Annotated in this window: 15 protein-coding genes and 1 riboswitch; of the genes, 8 read left to right on the top strand and 7 right to left on the bottom strand. The window is 71.5% G+C overall.

What is annotated here, in order from left to right; translation table 11 throughout:
* Positions 1-4 precede the first annotated feature (4 nt).
* Positions 5-120, top strand: a riboswitch (cobalamin riboswitch).
* 78 nt (positions 121-198) lie between these two features.
* The 3 genes from BMY07_RS28980 to BMY07_RS28990 all read left to right on the top strand — a co-directional run bounded on the left by BMY07_RS28980 (position 199) and on the right by BMY07_RS28990 (position 3,090).
* Positions 199-1,221: a prenyltransferase/squalene oxidase repeat-containing protein gene (locus BMY07_RS28980; protein ID WP_092785678.1), complete on the top strand. Its 1,023-nt coding sequence runs from the start codon at positions 199-201 to the stop codon at positions 1,219-1,221.
* 167 nt (positions 1,222-1,388) lie between these two features.
* The gene (locus tag BMY07_RS35670; protein ID WP_177215864.1) at positions 1,389-1,736 is read left to right on the top strand and encodes an STAS domain-containing protein; all 348 of its coding nucleotides are present in this window, start codon (positions 1,389-1,391) and stop codon (positions 1,734-1,736) included.
* 70 nt (positions 1,737-1,806) lie between these two features.
* Positions 1,807-3,090, top strand: coding sequence for a cation:proton antiporter (locus BMY07_RS28990; protein WP_092785681.1), 1,284 nt, complete (start codon positions 1,807-1,809; stop codon positions 3,088-3,090).
* A 15-nt stretch (positions 3,091-3,105) separates the two neighbouring features.
* On the opposite strand, the gene BMY07_RS28995 is transcribed toward BMY07_RS28990, so the two are convergent.
* From BMY07_RS28995 to BMY07_RS29010, 4 genes are read right to left on the bottom strand one after another with little or no spacing between them, the layout of a single operon-like run.
* Complete coding sequence (locus tag BMY07_RS28995) at positions 3,106-3,513, bottom strand: hypothetical protein (protein WP_218150818.1); 408 nt, start codon at positions 3,511-3,513, stop codon at positions 3,106-3,108.
* A gap of 31 nt (positions 3,514-3,544) precedes the next feature.
* A complete protein-coding gene (locus tag BMY07_RS29000; protein ID WP_143073690.1) occupies positions 3,545-4,801 on the bottom strand; it encodes a glycosyltransferase family 2 protein in 1,257 nt (418 codons plus the stop codon).
* Positions 4,795-5,757, bottom strand: a complete 963-nt coding sequence (locus BMY07_RS29005; protein WP_143073691.1) for a glycosyltransferase family protein — start codon at positions 5,755-5,757, stop codon at positions 4,795-4,797. Before BMY07_RS29005 ends, BMY07_RS29000 begins: the two co-directional genes overlap by 7 nt.
* Entirely contained in the window at positions 5,754-6,686 is a 933-nt protein-coding gene (locus BMY07_RS29010; RefSeq protein ID WP_245782724.1) for a glycosyltransferase family protein, read from the bottom strand. The genes BMY07_RS29005 and BMY07_RS29010 overlap by 4 nt, the downstream gene beginning before the upstream one ends.
* Positions 6,687-6,953: 267 nt before the next feature.
* Here BMY07_RS29010 and BMY07_RS29015 point away from each other — a divergent pair, with 267 nt between their 5' ends.
* The 4 genes from BMY07_RS29015 to BMY07_RS29030 are packed head-to-tail and all read left to right on the top strand — an operon-like array spanning position 6,954 to position 10,857.
* Positions 6,954-8,036 carry a glycosyltransferase gene (locus tag BMY07_RS29015; protein WP_092785691.1) on the top strand — a complete coding sequence of 361 codons (1,083 nt, stop codon included), beginning with the start codon at positions 6,954-6,956 and terminating at the stop codon, positions 8,034-8,036.
* Positions 8,033-9,028, top strand: coding sequence for a glycosyltransferase (locus tag BMY07_RS29020; protein ID WP_143073692.1), 996 nt, complete (start codon positions 8,033-8,035; stop codon positions 9,026-9,028). Before BMY07_RS29015 ends, BMY07_RS29020 begins: the two co-directional genes overlap by 4 nt.
* The gene (locus tag BMY07_RS29025; protein ID WP_218150820.1) at positions 9,025-9,846 is read left to right on the top strand and encodes a glycosyltransferase family 2 protein; all 822 of its coding nucleotides are present in this window, start codon (positions 9,025-9,027) and stop codon (positions 9,844-9,846) included. Before BMY07_RS29020 ends, BMY07_RS29025 begins: the two co-directional genes overlap by 4 nt.
* Before the next feature lie 45 nt (positions 9,847-9,891).
* Complete coding sequence (locus BMY07_RS29030; protein ID WP_092785694.1) at positions 9,892-10,857, top strand: helix-turn-helix domain-containing protein; 966 nt, start codon at positions 9,892-9,894, stop codon at positions 10,855-10,857.
* Here BMY07_RS29030 and BMY07_RS29035 read toward each other — a convergent pair.
* Entirely contained in the window at positions 10,854-11,774 is a 921-nt protein-coding gene (locus tag BMY07_RS29035; RefSeq protein WP_092785696.1) for a hypothetical protein, read from the bottom strand. The genes BMY07_RS29030 and BMY07_RS29035 overlap by 4 nt on opposite strands.
* A 298-nt stretch (positions 11,775-12,072) precedes the next feature.
* Between BMY07_RS29035 and BMY07_RS33925 the strand changes: the two genes are divergently transcribed.
* Entirely contained in the window at positions 12,073-12,879 is an 807-nt protein-coding gene (locus BMY07_RS33925) for a hypothetical protein (RefSeq protein WP_143073693.1), read from the top strand.
* 25 nt (positions 12,880-12,904) lie between these two features.
* On the opposite strand, the gene ligA is transcribed toward BMY07_RS33925, so the two are convergent.
* Positions 12,905-14,890, bottom strand: a complete 1,986-nt coding sequence (gene ligA, locus BMY07_RS29045; protein WP_092785917.1) for an NAD-dependent DNA ligase LigA — start codon at positions 14,888-14,890, stop codon at positions 12,905-12,907.
* Between the two features lie 105 nt (positions 14,891-14,995).
* Positions 14,996-16,525 (bottom strand): S8 family peptidase, encoded by a 1,530-nt coding sequence (locus BMY07_RS29050; RefSeq protein ID WP_245782725.1) that lies wholly within the window; start codon positions 16,523-16,525, stop codon positions 14,996-14,998.
* Positions 16,526-16,902: the final 377 nt, after the last annotated feature.

Consider the following 16,902-nt stretch of genomic DNA (forward strand, 5'->3'; position numbering starts at 1 on the left):
CGCACAACCGAACAGCGCTCGGCGGCGGGGGAAGTCCGGTGAGAGTCCGGCACTGACCCGCAACGGTGAGCCACCGCGCAGGTGGCGAGTCCGACTACCCGTCCCGAGCGCAGAACTCCCTCACCCGTCGTGGTTCGCGGTCCGGGGAACTGGCGCCGGTGGCGCCTGTTCCGGTCCGCGCTGCCCGGAAAGGTCCACATGAGACTCCGTTCCGCCGTGCTCGCCCTCGCTTGTGCCGCCGGTGCGGTGGTCGCCGCGCCCACCGCGCAGGCGACCACCACCCACAACCGCGCCGACGCCGCGTCCGGCTGGCTCGCCCGCCAGTTCGTCAACGGCGACCACCTGGAGACCGACTTCGGCGGCACCAGCTACCCCGACGCGGGCCTGACGATCGACGCCGTGTTCGCGTTCGCCTCGTCAGGCACCGCCGACAACTACGGTGCCGCGGCGCTGACCTGGCTCGCGCAGCCGACCGTGCTGTCGGGCTACATCGGCGACGGCACCGAGGCCTACGCGGGCGCCACCGCGAAGACCGCGCTGGCGGTGCAGGTCCGCGGCGGCAACCCGACCAGCTTCGGCGGGGTCAACCTGATCACCCGCCTGAACTCGCTGCTCACCCCGTCCGGCCGGTTCTCCGACCAGTCCATCTACGGCGACTACAGCAACGCGTTCACCCAGTCCCTCGCCGTGATCGCCCTCGACCGCACCCCCGCGGGCGCCCCGGTCTCCGCCGTGAACTTCACCGCGGGCACCCAGTGCCCCGACGGCGGCTTCCCCATCGTCTTCGGCGCCCCCACCTGCACCAGCGACACCGACGCCACCGCCGTCGTCGTCCAAGCCCTCCTCGCCACCGGCCGCACCACCGCCGCTCAGCAGGGCCTGACCTGGCTCAAGTCCAAGCAGCAAGCCAACGGCGGCCTCGCCTACGGCGACGGCTCCGGCACCCCCAACACCAACACCACCGGCCTCGCAGGCCAAGCCTTCCGCGCAGGCGGCCGCCCCCTCGCCGCCCTCAAGGCCCGCCAGTACGTCCTCTCCCTCCAGGCGAACTGCACCGCCCCGGTATCCGACCGCGGCGCCATCGCCTACGACTCCACCGGCATCAACCCCAACACCGTCACCCGAGCCACCGCCCAAGCCATCCTCGGCCTGCGTGGAGCACCCTTCGCCACCCTGACTTCGGCAGGCTCGACCAACGGCGCCCCCACCCTCGCCTGCTGATAGCGACACCCGATGCCTGGTTCCGCCCGGACTCTTGGGGCAGAACCAGGCATCCGCTGTTGATGGGTGTCTCGGTATCCGGGAGCTGCCAGGGGTTGGGTATTCTTTGTCCGACCGGTGGGTTGAGCACACAGCCTGCGCAGTGTGGCCAGCCATCGGGAGTTCTTGTGGAGTTGTTCAGTGCCAGGATCGAGGACCAAGGCACCCACGTCGTGCTGAGCGCCGTCGGTGAGGTCGACATGGCCACGGCGCCTGATCTTCGCATCGCTCTGGCCACCGCGGCGGCGCGGGCGGAGCGGTTGGTCGTGGACCTCACGGGGGTGCGGTTCCTGGGGTCGGTGGGGATGACGGCCCTGGTCGAGGCGTATGACCACGCCAAGCGGGACGGGGTGGGGATCACGTTCGTCATCGCGGCGCGCAGCACCGTCCAGCGGACGCTGGAGATCACCGGGCTGTTGGGGTCGTTACCCGTTGTGCACACCCTGGGGCCGGACAAGCCCGCCTACCCGGCGTGACCCGACCGACTCCCGTACTCCGATTGGGGCCACCCCTGCCCGGGTAGACGTGCCCGGAACGGGAGGTGCGGTGGTCGAGGCAGGTCCGATCGTCTACGCGGTGGCGGGTATCGCGACGCTGGTCGCCGCGGTGCTGCCGCGCGTGTTGGCGCGGGTCCCGGTGTCGATGCCGATGGTGTTCCTGGCGGCGGGCGCGGCCGTGTTCGGGATCTTCGGCTCCCTGCCCGCGCCGGACCCGGTCGCGCACGGGTCGGTGGCGCGGCACGTGACGGAGTTGTGCGTCGTGACGTCGCTGATGGGCGCCGGGTTGGCCCTCAACCGCCCGGTCGGTGTGCGGCGCTGGGGGACGGTGTGGCGGCTGTTGGGAATCAGCATGCCGTTGTCGGTGCTGGCCGTGGGGCTGCTCGGCTGGGGTGTGCTCGGTCTCGGCGTGGCCGCGTCCGTGCTGGTGGCGGCGGTACTCGCGCCGACCGACCCGGTGCTGGCCACGGAGGTCCAGGTAGGCGAACCCGCCGAGAACGACGAGGACGACGAGGACGAGGTGCGCTTCGCCCTCACCGCCGAGGCCGGGCTCAACGACGGCCTGGCCTTCCCGTTCACCCACGCGGCCGTCGCCATCAGCGTTGTCGGCGTCCTGCCCTCGGCCTGGCTGGGCCACTGGGTCGCGGTGGACGTCCTGTGGCGCTTGGCCGCGGGGGTCCTCCTGGGCCTGGCCACCGGGTGGGTGCTGCGGAGGCTGTTCTTCGCCTCGCGCTCACCACGGCTGCGCCTCGCCGAACACGCTGAGGGCTTCGTGGCCCTGGCAGCGACCTTCCTCACCTACGGCATCACGGAACTCTCGGGCGGCTACGGTTTCGTGGCCGTGTTCGTCTGCGCCTGCACGATCCGCGCGGCCGAACGCTCCCACGGCTACCACCGCGTGCTGCACCAGTACGTCGAGCAGGCCGAGCGGATGCTCACCGTCCTGGTCGTGTTCCTGCTCGGGGGCGCCGCGGCGACCGGGCTGTTCGCGGGCCTGCGCTGGTCGGAAGTCGCGTTCGCCGCCGCTGTACTGCTGCTCGTGCGCCCGGCCGCCGGACTGGTCGGGCTGGCGCGGGGCAGGACCGGCCCGCGGGAGCGCGTGGCCATCTCGTACTTCGGCGTGCGCGGCGTCGGCTCGCTGTTCTACGTCGCCTACGCGCTCGGCACCGGCGACTTCGCCGACCCGGCCCAGCTGTGGCGCGTGGTCGGCTTGGTCGTGGTCGCCTCGATCGTCCTGCACGGCACCACCGCCACCCCCGTCATGCGCCTCCTCGACCGACTTCGCCGCCGCAAGGCCACCGCGGGCAGCACTCCCGAGACCACACCGGTCTGACACGGACGACGCCCGCTACCGCAACCGGTCCAGCTCCGCGACCAGTGCCTCCGGCGCGGCGACGGTCACCGTCAGCCCGGGGTGCAGCAGCACACCGGTGGGTTCCAGCCCGGGCACCGGGTCCCGGAACCGGACGCACACCCCCGCGGTGGGATTGGTGCCCAGCGTCACCCCGCGGTCCGCGAGCGACAACCTGGCACCGATCGACCGGAGCACCGAGAACGGCCCGGTGACCTCAGCGCCGACGATGTTCGCCACCGGTGTGCGCACTGCCCACGGCCCGAACCGCACCTCGAACCCGCCCGCCCCCACCCGCACCCACGCGGTCGACGGCGTCACCCCGACCAGCCCCAACGGCAGCCGGAACCGCCCGTCGAACGCGAACCGGTACACCTCGTCGACGGTGCGCCAAGTCGAGAACACCGCCCACCTCCCTTCGGTCACCACCCGCTGATCACCGTCGCTGGAAGTACCCCTCCAGCGTGTCCTGCGGCGCCGGTCCCGCTCCGACCTCGACTCCGGTGCCGCCGAAGCCGCACGCCGCCTCGTCCTCGGAGAGCCTGCCGACCCACCGGCGGGCCCGGCCGAGGGCGCGGGTGCTGCGCAGCACTCCCGCGTACCGGCCGCCGGTGGTGATGGCGACCTCGGCCAGGTCGTTGGTGATCAGCGTGCTCATGGCGGTCGTGAGCGCGGTCGGGGGAAGCGGGTGGTCAACGGTGAGGTGGGCTCGGGCGCGGAGCCGTTGGTCCCACGACCACGGGGTGTCGTCGGCCGTGCCCGCGTACAGCGGGTGGGCGTGGGGGAGTCTGACCCGCAGGTCGCGGAAGTCCTGGCGCAGCACCGAGTGGGTCGTGCGGATGACGTCGGCTCCCGGTGCGACGTCGACCAGGACGTCGGGGAGGGCGGCGGGCAGGGGAGCGCCCCGTGTGGTGGGTTCCGGGATGAGGGCGGCGAGGCGGGCGGTCTGGGCGTCGAGGTCGCCCTCGGTCCCGCGTCCTTCCCACGACGGCCCGTCGTGCCAGGCGACGGCGTCGGCCTCGTGCACGAGCACGGCCCCGTTGTTCCAGGCGCGGTAAGCCAGGTCCCAGTCCTCGCCGCCGTAGTCGGTGAACCGTTCGTCGAACCCGCCCAGGTCGATGTGCAGGCTCGCGCGATAGGCCAGGACGGCGCTGATGACGTACCGGAAGCTGCGGCCATCGGCGTGCAGCAGGTCGGCGGTGGCGCGGTAGCCCTCGTCCAGCCAGGTGGGCGCGGTGAGGGCGGGGGCGGTGGCCGGGTCGTCGCCGGGGCGAAGGGCGCTGAGGTCGGCGTGCTCGCGACGTCCCACGGCCAGCACGTCAGGGCACCGGGCGACCCGCCGGGTGATGGCGGCGAGGAACCCGGGACCGGGCACCGTGTCGGCGTCGAGGAACACCAGCACCTCGCCGCGGGCCGCCGCCGCACCCCTGTTCCGCGCGGCCGCCGCCCGGAAACCGCGGTTCGGCTGGGTCAGCACCGACGCGCCCGGGCACACCGGGACGACCGCGGACCCGTCGTCGGCGACGATCACCTCCAGCGGTGGTGCGGTCTGGTTCCGCAGCGCGGCGAGGACCCGTGCCAGCTGGTCGTGCTGTTCGTAGTGCGCGACGACCACGCTGACCGTTGGCGCGGCCGGGGTTCGCAGGTCGAGCAGGTCCCAGCGGTTGTGCGGGACGTACGCGTCGGTCAGCATGCCGGGACCGCGCACAACGAGTGGTAAAGCCGGGCGTGCGCCGCTCCGGCGTCGGGCCAGGCGGGTACCTGGTCCAGCCAGGTGGACTCGGAGCGCCGCAACGCCCCGGCGACGGCGGTGTCCAGTTCGGACTCATCGGCGCAGAGCGTGAGCCCGTGCGGGTGGCGTTGGTGCAGTTCCCTGGCGTACTCGCCTGGCGTGGCGAGGGGACGGCGGCGTGCCTGCCACCAGGTGAGCAGGGTACCGCTGGCGCTGACCCGGTGGTTGAGCGCCAAGGGCACGGTGATGGCCATGGCGGCGGCCGCCATCGCCGCGTCGGACAGCGGGCCGGTGATGACCAGGTCCACGCCGTGGGCACGCGCCTGGTCCCCCAACGACCGGACGAGTCCGGCGTGCCCGGGGCTCACCGCGCCCGCCGCCACCACGCGTGGCTTGAGAGGACTGCGCGCGGCCGCGGCAACCGCCTCGGCGTGCCCCTTGCCGGGGTAGATGAACCCCAGCACGCCCAACACAGGCCGGTCCGCCCACCACGGGCGGGGGCCGGGATCGGGCATCGGCGTGAGCGGCAGGTCGATCACGTGCACCGGCCGGTCGGTGAAGCCGCGTGCCTTCACCGCCTCGTGTCGGGAGGAGACCACCACCGCGTCGCACACCGCCGCCACCCGCCGGTATCCGTGTGTCCGCGCGCGATCCCGCTCGTCGCCGGGATCGCCACCGGGCACGTCGTGGAGGGTGACGACCAAGGGCCGTGGCGCGGTGGTGGCCCAGTCCAGGAACACCGTGGTGGCCTGGGCGATGCCGGCGCCGTGGAGCGAGTCGGTGAACTGGGCGTGCGCGAGGTCGACATCGGTCGCATCAGTCCGAATTCCCCGTCCCCGCACGAGATCGGCGACCAGGGCCGCGTGCCGGACGACTCCGTGGCCCTCGGGACCAGGAGCGTGGATGCTCACTCTCATGCCACGGCGAGGGCGTAGATGTGGGCGTGCGCGTCGGCGATCTCGCGGCGTTGAACGGCCCGGTACGAGGGATCAGCCTGCCAGAACGGCCGTTGCTCGTAGGCCGTGCGCACCGCGGCCGTCAGCGAAGCTGTGTCCAATTCGGACTCATCGTGGCGGTAGAGCAGACAGGGTGACTGTTCGGCGTAGTAGCCGCAGTCCGGTGCCACCACGGTCGTGCCCAGGTCGCTACAGGCCTCCAGCCAGCCCGAGTGCGTTCCGAACCGGTAAGGCAGCACCGACACGTCCAGCCCGGAGAGGTAGTCCCACAACTCGTCGTCGGAGAACGGCCGGTGAACCCGGACATCGAGGTCGTCGAGCCGGGCGGCCACGGCCCGCCCGCCGTCGTCGTCGTGCGCGTCGACCCGCAACCGGACGCCGGGCAGGGAGGCCACTACCTCTGCCAGCGCGCGGGCGACCGCCTCGGGATCGCTGTTGGCCCGCTTGCTCTTGACGTGCACACCGACGACGAACCCCTCGTGCCCGGGACGCGGTAGGGCCGCACGGGTCGGGTCGACCACATTCGGGTGCGGCACGACCGCGGCCGTCCTGCCCCAGCGACGGGCGATTTCGGCGGCGGCGCCGGTGGTCAACGTGATCACCCTGCTCGCGGCCGGGACCAGGACGTCCAGTGCCGCGGCGTGCTGGGCCGGATCGAGGTGGTGCGGGTTGCGCAGGTCGTGGACGGTCAGCACCAACGGCCGCCCTGCGGCGCGCAGGCTGTCGACAAGCGCCCGCAGGTGCGACGGCGTGCGGTCGTCGAATCCGAAGTGGACGTGGAGCACGTCGAACTCCGCGGCGTGCTCGACAACCCACTCGGGGTCCAGCATCGGCGGGGGCCACCACTGCCCGGGGGGCGCGCCGGGCACGACCGCGTCGGGGAGGCGCACAACACGGCTGTCTCCCTCCGGCGGCGACAGGTGCCGGACGTAGACGTGCCCGCTGGGCACGGAGGCTATACGCAGTGGACGCGCGGCGAGCACGGCCGTGGATGCCCGAGGGCCACTGCCGGTAAACGCCGCCGGGACAAGGATCTCCCGGTCCCCGCCGGTGGGTTGGGTCGGGGAGCACCGGGTATCCGGCCCCCAGTCCCCGCCCCGTCGTGGCGGTGCCGACCCACCTACTGGCGCCTGCCGCCGCAGTCCTCGGGAGATGCCATGGCCAGACCGCTGCGTCCGCCCACGCGGGAACCCCGCGTGCGGATCGCCCTCATCGCCTCGGCCAGGTACCCGATCCGCCAGCCGTTCCCGGGTGGGCTCGAGGCGCACACCTGGCAACTCGCCCACCACTTGCGTGCCCGCGGCCACGCTGTGGAGGTCTTCGGCGGGCCGGGTTCCGATCCCGCGCTCGATGTCCGGGTGCTCGACACCCGTCCCGCGTTGTCCGAGCACGCACGCGGTGACAGCAGCATGCCGCCGGGGCACTTCATGGCCGAACACCACGCCTACCTGGGGTTGATGCTCGACCTGGCCAGGGACCGCGGCTACGACGTCGTCCACAACAACTCGCTGCACTACCTGCCCGTCGCGATGGCCGCGAACCTGCCCGCACCGGTGCTGACCACGCTGCACACCCCGCCGACACCCTGGCTCGAGTCGGCCATCGCCCTGGGCACCGCGGGGCACTTCGCCGCCGTGAGCGCGCACACCGCCGACCGGTGGCGCTCGAGCGTCCCGTCGGCCACGGTGATCCACAACGGCGTCGACCTGGACATGTGGTCACCCGGCCCCGGCGGGGGAGTGCCGGTCTGGTCCGGCAGGGTCGTATCGGAGAAGGGCCCCGAGGATGCCATCCACGCCGCTCGCCGGTCGGGTAGCGGCCTGCGGCTGGCGGGACCGCTGCCCGACCTGCGCTACTTCCGGGAGCGGGTGGAGCCCCTGCTCGGCGACGGCGTCGAGTACGTGGGACACCTCGACCACGCCGAACTGGCCCGTCTCGTCGGATCCGCGGCGGTCGCGGTCATCTCACCGTGCTGGGACGAGCCCTTCGGGCTGGTCGTCGCCGAGGCCCTGGCCTGTGGGACGCCGGTCGCCGGGTACGCACGCGGCGCCCTGCCGGAACTGCTCGACGAGCACACCGGGGTGCTCGCCGAGCCAGGGGACGTCGCCGGACTCGCTGCCGCGATCACCGCGGCGTCCGGGTTGGACCGGCGCCGCGTCCGGGCGCACGCTGAGCGGACGTGCTCGCTGACCGCGATGGTCGACGGCTACGAACGGCTTTACTGGGACCTGGCGTCGTGATCGCCTACTACGTCCACCACCACGGCTCGGGGCACCTGCACCGCGCTCGCGCCATCGCCGCCGCGCTGCGGTACCCGGTGATCGGGCTGTCCAGCGCACCCCGCCCGGTCGACTGGCCGGGACGGTGGGTCCAGCTCGCCGACGACGCGGATGGCGTGGCCGATGACGTCACCGCGCACGGGACCTTGCACTGGGTACCCCGCCACCATCGCGGACTGCGGGAACGCATGGCGGCTGTGAGCGGGGTGCTCGGCTCAGGGGATGTGCGGGTGTTGGTCAGCGACGTCTCCGTGGAGATCGCGCTGCTCGCCAGGCTGCACGGTGTTCCCACGGTGGTCATGGCCCAGCCCGGTGATCGCACCGATCGGCCGCACCGGCTCGCCTACGACCTGGCCACCAGACTGCTCGCCCCCTGGCCGCGGCGGCCGCAGCCGGACTGGCCGTCCGAGTGGTTGGCCAAGACCATCCACCTGGGCGGGTTGTCGCGGTTCGACGGCAGGCGGCCTTCCCCTGGAGTCACCGGCCGGGTGTTGGCGTTGTGGGGTTCCGGCGGGCTTGATGTCGTGCCTGCGGGTCTGGACGCGGCCGCGGCGGCGACGCCTGACTGGGCGTGGACCGTGGCGGGTGCGCAGCCGGTCGACGAACGGCCGAACCTGCGGTGGGCGGGGTGGGTCGACGATCCGTGGGAGGCGCTGTGCGGCGCCGAGGTGGTGGTCACCCATGGCGGGCAGAACGCCGTCGCCGAGGTCGCGGCGGCTCGACGGGCGGCAGTGGTGATCCCGCAGGAGCGGCCATTCGGGGAGCAGCGGGCGACGGGGGCCGCCTTGCTGCGTGACCACGTGGCGGTGGTGGTGCCCTGCTGGCCCGCTGGCGACCGGTGGCCTGATCTGTTGCAGCGCGCACGCGATCGCGGAGGGGCGGGATGGGCGCGGTGGTCCGCGGGTGACGGCGCCGTGCGGGCCGCTGCCGAGCTTGACGCGTTGGCCGCGTGAACGCCCTGCGGACGGCGGTGGTGACGATCACCCACCGACGTGACGACCACCTGCACCGGCAACGCCTCGGCCTGGCCACCGATCCACCGGAGCTGCACGTGATCGTCGGGATGGATGACACACCGGAACTCCGGGCCGTGGCGGGCGCTGTGCCGGTGCGGTCGGTGTCGGTCTCCGGGGGAGAGGGTGGCCTGCCCCTGGCCCGAGCCCGCAACGCAGGCGCCGCCGCGGCCATCGACGCGGGCGCGGACCTGCTGATCTTCCTCGACGTCGACTGCGTCCCCGGCCCGCAGTTGGTGTCGCGGTACACCGCCGCTGGTGTTCCGGCGCCCGCGTTGCTCTGCGGTCCCGTCGCCTACTTACCGCCCCCACCCCAGGGTGGCTATCCCCTCGACGGCCTCGACGCGTTGGCACCACCACACCCGGCCCGCCCCGCACCCGCCCCCGGTGATGTCGTCGCCGAGGACCGGTTCGAGCTGTTCTGGTCGCTCTCGTTCGCCACCACGGCCGAGACCTGGGCCCACCTCGGCGGCTTCCACGAGGCCTACTCCGGCTACGGCGCCGAGGACACCGACTTCGCCCTCACCAGCCGTGCCGCGGGCGCCACCCTCCACTGGGTGGGCGGCGCAGAGGCATACCACCAACACCACCCACCGACTCGGCTCGACCCCGACCGCGCCCCCGAGATCGTGCGCAACGCCACCACCTTCCACCGCCGCCACGGCTACTGGCCCATGCGCGACTGGCTGCTGGACCTGGCCGCCATGGGGCTCGTCCGCTTCGACCCCGCCCACGACCTCCTGCGGCTGCTTGGCTGACAGGTGGCCACGGGCCAGAGGTGGCCATTCGCCTACACTGCCGTGATGGATGCGTTCGACGTCGGGTTCTTGGAGCCGATTGGGCTCGGGCGGGTCGAAGGGGCGGTCTACCTGCGGCTTCTCCGGTCGCCGAGGGCTGATGCCAGTGAGCTCGCCGCTGACCTCGACGTGTCCGGGAGTCGGTTGGGGAAGGCGATCGGGAACCTGGTCGCGGCCGGGTTGGTGGCGAAGCTGGCGGTGCGGCCGGTGCGGTACGTGCCTGCGCCGCCGCAGGTGGCTATCGACGCGTTGGCGTTGCGCAGGGCTGAGGAACTGGACCGGCTGCGGGCGACAGCCCGGGATCTGGCGGCCGCATACGAAGAGGCGCCTCGGGGGCACGCGGCCGACCTGATCGAGCTGATCGAGGGCGGATCGGCCGTGCGCCACCACATCGCGCAGCTGCAGCTCGCCGCGCAGGAGGAGGTGCTGATCATCGACTGCCCGCCGTACCTGGGCGGCACCCCGGAGTTCAACGTCACCGAGCTCCAGGCGCTGCAGCGCGGCGTCGCCTACCGCTCGATCTACCACATGCCGCTGCTCGACGACCCGACCCGGCTGGCCCAGGTCGCCACCTACACCGAGGCGGGCGAGCAGGCCCGCGCCCTGGTCGACGTCCGGATGAAGATGATGATCGCCGACCGCCGGGTGGCCCTGCTGCCGCTGAGCTCCGACGAACCCGACACCGGCGCCCGCATCGTCGTGCACCGCTCCCCGCTGCTGACCGCGCTGGTCGCCTGCTTCGACCTGCTGTGGGACCGCGCCACCCCCATCGGCACCGCCCTGCGCGGCACCCGCCGCGACAAGGAGATGCTGGCCCTGCTCGCCTCCGGCATGAAGGACGCCGCGATCATGCGCTCGCTCGACATCACCCAGCGCACGATGACCCGCCGGATGACCGAACTCCTCGACGAACTCGGCGCCGCCACCCGCTTCCAAGCAGGCATCCAGGCCAACCGCCGCGGCTTGGTCTAGCGGCCGAACAGCTCGACCGCCAGCTCGCGCACCGAGGCCATCACCGAGCGGTCCCGCGTGGGGCGGGGGAGTGGCAGCATGAGTCGGATCTCGTCGTCGGTGGCGGGACGGGTCGACTGGGCGGCGGTGCGGAGGGTGTCGCGGTCCACGGTGCTGGAGGCGCTGATGCGGATCTCCTGGGCACCGATGACCCGGATGTACTGCTGGGTGTCGTCGAAGACCTCATAACGGAGCGCGGGTGACTCGGTCTCACAGGTCAGCGCCCCGTAGGTGCACTGCCCCGGCGTCGTTCCCAGCGGCGGGCCGACGGCGATGTAGCTGGAGCCCGACCTCGACGAGAGGTGCCAGGTCCTCTGCTGGGGCATCGGTTCGTAGCCTGGGACTGTGGTCACCATGAGCGACGCCCGGTCCAGTTGCGCCGCGGCGAGCCGTTGGTCCACATCGGAGGGCACGGCCCCGGCGAGCGCGTGCAGCAACACCAGACTGCCCGCCACGAACACCACCAACGACCCGAGCGACAAGTACCAGCGCCGCAACAGCACCCCCGCCACCAGCGCAAACGGAACCGCGCCAAGCAACAACCACAACGGCTGAGACTGACTGACGCGCAACCGCGCCTCGTCGGTGATATCCCAAGCGAGCAGCCAAAGCCCGAACCCGACACCGCCGACGAGCGCAGCCCACACAAACCGTCCACCCCGGCTGGCTGGCAGCCACGATGCCTCGGGCGCCACCCGGGCCACGGCCATCAGGACCACCACGAACAGCACGGGGGCTAGGACGAGCACCGCGGAGCCGCCACCGAACATCGCGATAACCCCGAAGCTGACGGCCAGCGGCGCCAGGAAGGCACCCGCCAGCCCCGCCAATCCGACCTGCGCCAGCGACCGCTTGGCAGACTCCCCAGTCCCGTTCACGCGGTCACCCTTGCATGGGCGCCCCTGCCTGGGTATCCGTGGAACTACTCATGCGCTGACTGTCTCGGACGGCACCGCTGCGCCGTCGACAACCACGCCCAGGTCAATCCTCGGCCAAATGGGTCTCCACTGGTCCAACTGAGTGGTGTTTGCCATTGTGGGGCCATCGCGCCATGGTTGCGTGCTATCAACTGGTTCGCCGCCAACGGGATAGGGGTCAAAAGAATTGAGCCGCCCGCGCAAACAGGAGCAGGACTACGCTTCGTCGTACGGCGCAGGAGCCGACACCCTCGCGTATGTGGCAGCGGCGATCGCCCGTGATCCGTTGACCATCGCCTTCTTTGGCTTGTTCGGCTTCATTAGCGCACTGGTCGCGCTGGTGAAACCCAACCCGAGAAGGGTTCGCAAGAACCTGGTTGTTCTTCTGGTTTCATTGGCCATCCTGGTTGGCGACACAGGCTGGGTGCTCTACACCCACAGGAATGAGATCTGGCCAGCTACCAACATGCAAGCTGCGACGCAAGGACCATCGGTGGCGCCGCCGACGTCGACTCCGCCTGACATCATCACCACCAGTGTCGTGCCGCCCGGGTCCTTGCCTCCCCCTCCTGCCTCACCGCAACCTCCCCCGCCGTCGGATGATCTTCCCCCTTCCGCGACACTGCCCACAAAACCTCCCAGCACTGGACCGGGTACATCCGTGCCGCCTCTACCGGAACCCGAACCGGCGCCGCGCCGTCCCGCGATCATCAACGTTGGCGGGAACTCGAACCATATCGCCGACCTCGAAGAGGCGGAGACGGGAATGCTGGAATCCAGATCGTTGGAGTACAGCTGGGATATCCAGTTTCCCTACCAGGAGAAGGATTACCAGAACTTCCAGGTTCGAGCGTACGCCGTGCCATGGAATGGCAAGCCTACCTACCAGCAGTGCTTGGACGTCGTGACAATCAAGCCCGCAACCGGCACCACCACCAAGGTTCCTGTCGGGCCCCCAGGTTCTTGGTACTGCGTCAGCACGAAAGAAGGAGCCACAGCGCGCCTCCAAGTGACGGCGGTCACCGAGGACAACAAGGCGATCAGGATCGCTTACTCACTGTGGTAGCCATAGGACGGACCAACGCTTCAGGCTAGACGATCCCGGCGGTGATGAGTAGTTGCCAGATCTCGCTCTGGTCCACTACCGCCACTTCGTGTTTCTCCGCCTTGGTCAGCTTGCTCGCGCCCACGTCCGCGCCCGTGATCAGCATGTCGGTGCTGGCGGACACAGAGGACGCCGTGGTGGCGCCTGCCTTCTCGCACAGGCGCTGGAATGTCGGCCGGGGCACTTTCTCGCCGGTGCGGGGGTCGTTGATGGCGCCTGTCACGACCACCGTCTTGCCCGCCAGCGGGGCATCCGAGGAGATGACAGGGGGCAGATCCTCGTCGCGGACGTCCAGGGATACGCCCAGGGCGCGGAGGCGGTCGAGTTCGGGGCGGAGTCGTCGCAGGTGCTCGGTGAGGGAGGCGGCTACGCGTGGGCCGATGTCCTCGACGGAGACCAGGCGCTCCACATCGGCGTCGGCGACTTCTTCCAGGGAGCCGAAGCCTGCGCGGCAGAGGCGGGTCGCGGTGCCCTCGGATGCCATGGGGATGGCCAGGCCGATGAGGGCTCGGCGGAGGCCGACCGGGCGGCTGGCGGCGATGGAGTCGATCATGCGGGTGGCGGAGACCTCGCCGACGCGGTCGAACTCCAGGAGTTGGTCCTTGGTGAGGGTGTAGAAGTCAGACGGGTGTTCCAGGATCCCGGCCTCGGCGAGTCGCTCGATCCACACCGGACCGACGGCCTCGATGTCCGCCGCCGCCCGGGACGCCCAGTGCACGAGCCTGCGGACGGTCTGGGCCGGGCAGGCGACGTTGGTGCAGAACAGTTCCCGGCTGTTGCCCTGCTCGATCAACCCCTGCCCGCACGACGGACACTCCGACGGCGGCACGATCTCCCGCTCCGCGCCCGTGCGCTTGGACTCGTCGAGCACCCCGGCGACGAACGGGATCACGTCCCCGGCCCGGCGGACCAGCACCGTGTCGCCGATGCGGATGCCGCGCGCCTTGATCACCTCCTGGTTCGCCAGCGTCGCGCGGGTGACCGTCGTGCCACCCACGAACACCGGTTCCAGCTGGGCGACCGGAGCGATCTTGCCCGTCTTGCCCACGTCCCACAGCACGTCGGAGAGCACAGTGGACTTCTCCTCGGCGGCGAACTTGAAGGCCAAAGCCCCTCGCGGCGAGTTCGACCGCGTGCCGGCAGCGGCATACGCCCCACGGTCGGCGAGCCGCAGGACCGCACCGTCGAGGTCGTAGTCCAGGTCGTTGCGGTGCTGCTCGATCTCGGTGATCACCGCCTGCGCGGCCTCGGCCTCGTGGCAGTGCCGCATGTCGGCCGCGGCGAACCCGAGCGTGGTCAGGCCCAGCTCCAAGTCCGCTTCGGCGGCGGAGGCGTCCAGGTCGAACGCGAAGAAGGTCAGGTTCCGACCGGCGACCGTGGCCGGGTCCTTCGCCCGCAGGGTGCCCGCGGCGGCGTTGCGCGGGTTGATCAGCGGCTTGTCCGGGTGCGCGGCGTTGTAGGCGGTGAACGTCGATCGCAGCATCACCGCCTCGCCGCGCACCTCCACCACCCCGGGCGCGTCGATCCGCGACGGCACCCCGCCGACCAGCGCCCTGACCAGCTGCGTCACGTCGTCGCCGGTCGTGCCGTCACCCCGGGTGACCGCCCGCAGCAGCCCGCCGTCGCGGTAGACCAACGCCAGCGACAACCCGTCCAGCTTCGGCATCACGACCACCGGCTGACCGGGGAACCGCGCGAAGAACGCCGCGACCTGCTCGGCCTTGGTCGCCTTCTCCAGCGACAGCATCGGCCGCGAGTGCCGTACCGGCGCGTGCAGCACCGCGGGCGCGCCCACCTGGTCCAGCGGGTTCGGGTCCGGCGCCAGCTCTGGGTTGGCCTCGATCAGCCCGCGCAGCTCGTCCTCGATGCCGTCGTACTCGGCGTCGGCCACCAGCGGCGACCCCCGGTAGTAGGCGTCCCGCAGCACCACGACCTGGTCGGCGAGCTCCCGAATGCGTCCCTCAACGTCCACGCCCCGAACGCTACCCACCACCACCGACACCGCACGACTCCGCGGCACGAGTCCACTGAGGCCGTGCGCGCGCCCTTGGTGGAGGGCGCGCGCACGGGTCACAGGTCAGGAACTGGTGTAACCGAGCAGGCCCTCCGAGGTCTGGCCCTCGCAGTTGCTCTGGTTGGACTCCATGTGGTCGCCGTTGGCGCGGACCAGGCAGCGGTAGAGGCCGATGGTGAAGGTGCCGGTGGGCACCGAGTGGACGTAGCCCAGGACGCCGAGGCGGCCGCGACCTTCGCAGAGGGGGTCGAGGGAGGTGAAGTAGTCGATGTAGCTCCAGTTGACCTGGCAGCGGTACAGCGCGTGCGTGCCGGGCTGGGGGGCGACGTAGACGCCGCCGAGGGGGCCTTCGTAGCGGTAGCCCGCGCCCTGGGCGGTGGTGGCGGTGACGTGGTCCTTGCCGTTCCAGTAGCGGCCGAGGGACTTGATCGTGGCCGTGGGCGGCGCGGTGCCGGTGTAGAGCAGCCCGGAGACCGCACCGCCGTCAGTGACCTTCTCCGGGGTGGAAGCGGCGATGAGACCGGCCTGCACGGCGGCCGGGGTGGCGCCGGGGTTGGCCGCCACGTACAGGGCCGCGGCCCCCGCGACGTGCGGTGACGCCATCGAGGTGCCGTCGAGGGAGGTCGCGTCGGTGTCCGAGGTGTACCAGGACGAGGTGATGCCCGCGCCGGGTGCGTAGATGTCGGTGCAGGTGCCGAAGTTGGAGAAGCTCGCGCGCCGGTCGGCGGCGTCGGAGGCGTTGACGGTGATCGCCTCGGCGACCCGGGCCGGGCTGAAGCCGCAGGCGTCGGCGGCGGAGTTGCCGGAGGCGACCGCGTAGGTGATGCCGGAGTTGATCGAGTTCCGGATCGCGTTCTCCAGCGGCACGCTGGCCGCCGACGCGGTGCCACCCAGGCTCATGTTCGCCACGGCGGGGCGCGTGGCGTTCGCGGTGACCCAGTCGACGCCGCTGATGATGGCCGCGTAGGAGCCGGAGCCCGCGCAGTTGAGGACCTTGACCGCGACCAGCCGAACCCCCTTGGCCACGCCGTACTGGGCACCGCCGATGGTGCCCGCGACGTGCGTGCCGTGCCCGTTGCAGTCGGTGTTGTTGGTGTCGACCGCGTTGAAGCCCCAGCTCGCGCGGCCGCCGAAGGTCGTGTGTGTGGTGCGGATGCCGGTGTCGAGGACGTACGCGGTCACCCCCGCGCCGGTGCCGGTGTACTCGTAGGTGCCGGACAGCGGCAGGTCGCGCTGGTCGATCCGGTCCAGCCCCCACGACGGCGGGTTCGGCTGGATGTCGGACGCCCGGACCACACCGTTCTCACTCACCGACGCCACGGCCGGGTCGGCCGCCAGCCTGCGCGCGCTCGTCGCGTTGGTGGTGACGGCGAACCCGCGCAGCGCGTGCTGCCAGGTCTGGGTGACGCTACCGCCGTAGCGGGCGGCGAGGCTCGACGCGGTCTGCGCGGCGGACACGGCCCCGGTGTCCTTGAGCACGACCACGTACTGGTCCGGCACCGCCTCCGCGGCACGGGCCACGGTGGCCTCGGCCGCGTCCGCGCTCACCGGCCCGACGGCCAACGCCGCCGTCACGACGGCCGCGGTTCCCACCGCCCGCCATAAGAACCCGCCACGCCGACGCCCGATCCGTTGTGCTGACAACACTTCCTCCTGTGCCTGGGTCACCGACCACCCGGCCTCGGGGTGGTCCGGGCACCGAGCCTGCATCAGTCGGGGACCACTTCCATAGCGCCCATCCGACTCACGCCATCGGCGGCCGGACACCCCTGACGGCGCAATGCCGTCGCACACCGCGACCGCTCAAACCGTTGCCTGCAAAGCAAAAGGCCCACCGCTGCCGCTGACCCCTAAAGGACTGGACCACCACGGTGATTACGGCCCGGTACGCGTAACACGACGCGGCGCCGCCACATGCCGGTCCGTGCCGCCGAGAGGTCGACATACCACGCGTTCACCCCGCCCGGGCG

It is taken from the genome of Actinokineospora terrae (assembly GCF_900111175.1).
GTDB lineage: Bacteria > Actinomycetota > Actinomycetes > Mycobacteriales > Pseudonocardiaceae > Actinokineospora > Actinokineospora terrae.

Bases quoted from the DNA above. Each gene is read 5' to 3' on its own strand.
- BMY07_RS29005 (WP_143073691.1), bottom strand. From the start codon at position 5,757: ATGAGAGTGAGCATCCACGCTCCTGGTCCCGAGGGCCACGGAGTCGTC.
- BMY07_RS29000 (WP_143073690.1), bottom strand. From the start codon at position 4,801: ATGCTGACCGACGCGTACGTCCCGCACAACCGCTGGGACCTGCTCGAC.
- BMY07_RS28980 (WP_092785678.1), top strand. From the start codon at position 199: ATGAGACTCCGTTCCGCCGTGCTCGCCCTCGCTTGTGCCGCCGGTGCG.
- BMY07_RS29030 (WP_092785694.1), top strand. From the start codon at position 9,892: ATGGATGCGTTCGACGTCGGGTTCTTGGAGCCGATTGGGCTCGGGCGG.
- BMY07_RS29015 (WP_092785691.1), top strand. From the start codon at position 6,954: ATGGCCAGACCGCTGCGTCCGCCCACGCGGGAACCCCGCGTGCGGATC.